This window comes from Flavobacterium sp. TC780 (genome assembly GCF_056783245.1).
The window spans coordinates 1-3,182 of sequence record NZ_JBXBAV010000022.1 but is presented as its reverse complement, the minus strand read 5'-3'; the positions used below and the strand labels follow the sequence as shown (position 1 = coordinate 3,182).

Annotated in this window: 3 protein-coding genes; all 3 read left to right on the top strand. The window is 37.5% G+C overall.

Features of this window, described 5'->3' with window-relative positions; genetic code table 11:
- Nucleotides 1–653: 653 nt before the first annotated feature.
- The 3 genes from AC1RYN_RS02280 to AC1RYN_RS02270 all read left to right on the top strand — a co-directional run bounded on the left by AC1RYN_RS02280 (nucleotide 654) and on the right by AC1RYN_RS02270 (nucleotide 2,976).
- Entirely contained in the window at nucleotides 654–1,022 is a 369-nt protein-coding gene (locus AC1RYN_RS02280; RefSeq protein WP_481805677.1) for a hypothetical protein, read from the top strand.
- Nucleotides 1,023–1,039: 17 nt separating this feature from the next.
- Nucleotides 1,040–1,660, top strand: coding sequence for a hypothetical protein (locus tag AC1RYN_RS02275; protein ID WP_481805676.1), 621 nt, complete (start codon nucleotides 1,040–1,042; stop codon nucleotides 1,658–1,660).
- A 119-nt stretch (nucleotides 1,661–1,779) separates the two neighbouring features.
- Entirely contained in the window at nucleotides 1,780–2,976 is a 1,197-nt protein-coding gene (locus tag AC1RYN_RS02270; protein WP_481805675.1) for an alpha/beta hydrolase family protein, read from the top strand.
- The last annotated feature ends 206 nt before the right edge of the window (nucleotides 2,977–3,182 follow it).

Here is a 3,182-nt window from a genome sequence, read left to right as displayed (position 1 = left end):
TTTACTACTACTTGGACTCGGTTTCGTATTGCTAAGGTTAATACATGCTCCTGTTGTTAGGGAGGCAGCACCTGCTAGGCTGGACTTTTAGGAACTACAGCTGTGAGCAAACAAGAAATCCTTGAAGCTATCCTAAAAGAGCGAAGAGTGGAGTTTTCACGGAACAGGGACATCGTTTTTTTGATTTAAAAAGAACAAATCGTTTGGATGCTTCATTATCTCCTGTCAAAGCAGGTTGGAATTCTACGGAAAGCGTTCTACCGCTACCGGAATCTGAACTCACACTCAATCCCAATCTAAATCCACAAAATCCAGGTTATTAAAATGAGATCCTATCCGAAAAAATACGACATAAATAATTCCATTGCTAGGTCACACCAATTAAGGACATTCTTGCTGGTATTGATCATACTTTTGGTTTCATCAACCGCATTTAGCCAAAAAAAAACTAAAAAAGAACTCACCGCAAATGATTATACTTTATGGAGTTATCTTAATACAGAAAAACTCTCCGAAAATGGAAAATGGATAAGTTTCTCTGTTCATTACCAAAGTGGCACAGATACTTTGTTCGTTAAAAACAGCAAAGAAACAAAGACCTATAGTTTCCCGGAGCAAGCAAAGGGGAATTTATTGCAGAGCATTGGTTTTTAATGATGGGTTCAAAGGAAAAATTGAAAATTGTTGACTTGATTACCTCTGGGCAGGAGATTGTTCAAGGAGTCCTTAAATACGATTTATGTTCAGATTCTCAAAATGTAATCCTCTTTAAAAAAACAAATGCCGAAAAAAAACAGTTAGAACTAAAAAACCTTGCAAATGGCAAATCTATTATTACAGATGATGTTGATCGTTATTGGTATAATCCAAAAGCTGATGCCCTAATATACACCTCCAAAACGCAAAACAGTACAACAATTTCCCTGTTGAATTTACGTGATAAAACCCTTACTGCTATAGATAGTACAAACAAGGATTACGAATATTCTGATGTGGTCTGGCAAAATAATGGAAATCCGTAGCCTTTTTGCAAAAACCTTTGTACGATAAAGAAAAGACAATCCGTACCTGTATCAGATATTACACTATAGCGGAACGTAAGTTATATACTTTGAGTCCAACAGAGCTGGATGATTTTCCAACAGATCGGGGAATTATTTCCTCCTCTTCTACTAGTCTTAGTATTTCTGAAGATGGAAAAAGAATATTCTTTGGATTACAAAAAATGATGCCTCCTATTGACACAGCCCAAACACAAATTTGGAATGCGCAGGATAAGTTTCTTTATCCTGCCAAAGTGCAGATTGAAAATTGGGACAGAATAGCAAAAGTAGCCCTATGGTGGCCCATGGAGAATAAGTTTAATTGTATTACGGACAATGAATTTCCGAAAATGTTCTTAAGCGGAAATCAAAAATACGCTTTCCTCTACAATCCAATGCACTATGAACCACAGGCAAACCGTGAACCTCTCTTGGATATTTATATTTTGGATCTACAAACTGGAAAGCGGAAATTAGTGCTGCAAAATCAGTTAGGAGGTCAGACATGGACCGCTGTCTCTATATATGAAAACGAGCTTGTCTATTTTAAAGACAAACAATGGTGGATATATGAGATAGAGAGTGGTCTGCATAAAAACCTTACCAAATCGGAGTAAACTTTGCAGATGATGAGTCTGACCGGCCTGAAGAAGTAAGTCCTTTTGGAAATCCGGGATGGATACCTGAAGATAAAACACTTTTTATTTATGACCAGTATGACATCTGGAGTATCGCTTTGGATGGTTCAAAAGCGATTCGACTTACCCGTGGGCGGGAAAATAAAACAACCTATAGAATTGTTTCCCAAACTAAGGATCAGTCCAGAAAAATGAATTATGACGGCACTTACAAAAGGCAATTTCAATGGAATGAGAGGCTACTGATCAAGACCGAAGCCCTGGAGCATACAGGCTATTGCTATTGGGACAAAAAAAATGGACTGGAACCTTTACTAGACAAGAAAATGAACACTAGTCAATTCGTAGGCGCTACGAAAAACGACAGTTATTTTTACAGGGAAGAAAATTATGATTTACCACCGAGATTACTCTTTAAAGAGAACTCAAATTCAAAAGAAAAAATACTCTTTCAAAGCAATCCACAGCATTCCAAATTCCATTGGGGATATTCGAAACTAATCAGTTATACCAATTCCAAAGGCACCATTTTAAATGGGGTTTTATTTTATCCTGCCAACTATCATACGGGTGAAAAATACCCGATGATTGTACATGTTTACGAAAAGAAATCCAAAGAGTTGTACAACTATGTAAACCCATCTCTGGACAATCCTACAGGGTTTAATATTACCAATTTTACTTCAAAAGGCTATTTTGTTTTTTTACCTGATATTGTTTATGAAATTGGAAATCCGGGACCTTCTGCAACAGATTGTGTGGTTTCTGCTACCAAAAAAATCATTGACAGTGAAGCAATTGATAGTACCCGAGTAGGTCTTACAGGTCATTCTTACGGTGGGTATGAGACAGATTACATCATTACCCAAACCAATATGTTCACAGCAGCAGTGGCGGGTGCAGCCATCACCGATTATGTGAGCGGTTATCTGTGGGTAACGTGGAGCTTTGAAAAGCCCAATTTTTGGCACTATGAATTTGGGCAACTAAGAATAGGAAAATCTTTGTATGAGGATTATCAGGGGTACCTAAGAAATTCACCGATTTATAATGCTGACAAAGTAAATACACCGCTGTTATCATGGGCAGGCGAACAGGATGCGCAGGTGCACTATTATCAGAGTATTGAATTCCATTTAGCGCTTCGACGTCTTGGCAAGATAAATACGATGTTGCTTTATCCCGGAGAGAATCATGTGTTATTGAGTAAAAAATATCAAAATGATTTGACCCATCGAATTGAACAATGGTTTGACTATTATTTAAAAGGAAATCAAAAACCTGAATGGTTATAAAAAAGATACTCCATAATTAAAAACAATGCAGTTCCTTTTGGAACTGCATTGTGAGTTTTACAGAGAATAAAACTATGGTCTGTAAATTGTTTGTACACAATTACCGGCTGAATTCTTGCCGAACAATTGAGCGCCTGTCGGATTTAGATCGAGGTGCTGCCTCCCTAACAACAGGAGCATGTATTAACCTTAGCAATACGTGGCAT

Bases quoted from the DNA above. Each gene is read 5' to 3' on its own strand.
- AC1RYN_RS02280 (WP_481805677.1), top strand. From the start codon at position 654: ATGATGGGTTCAAAGGAAAAATTGAAAATTGTTGACTTGATTACCTCT.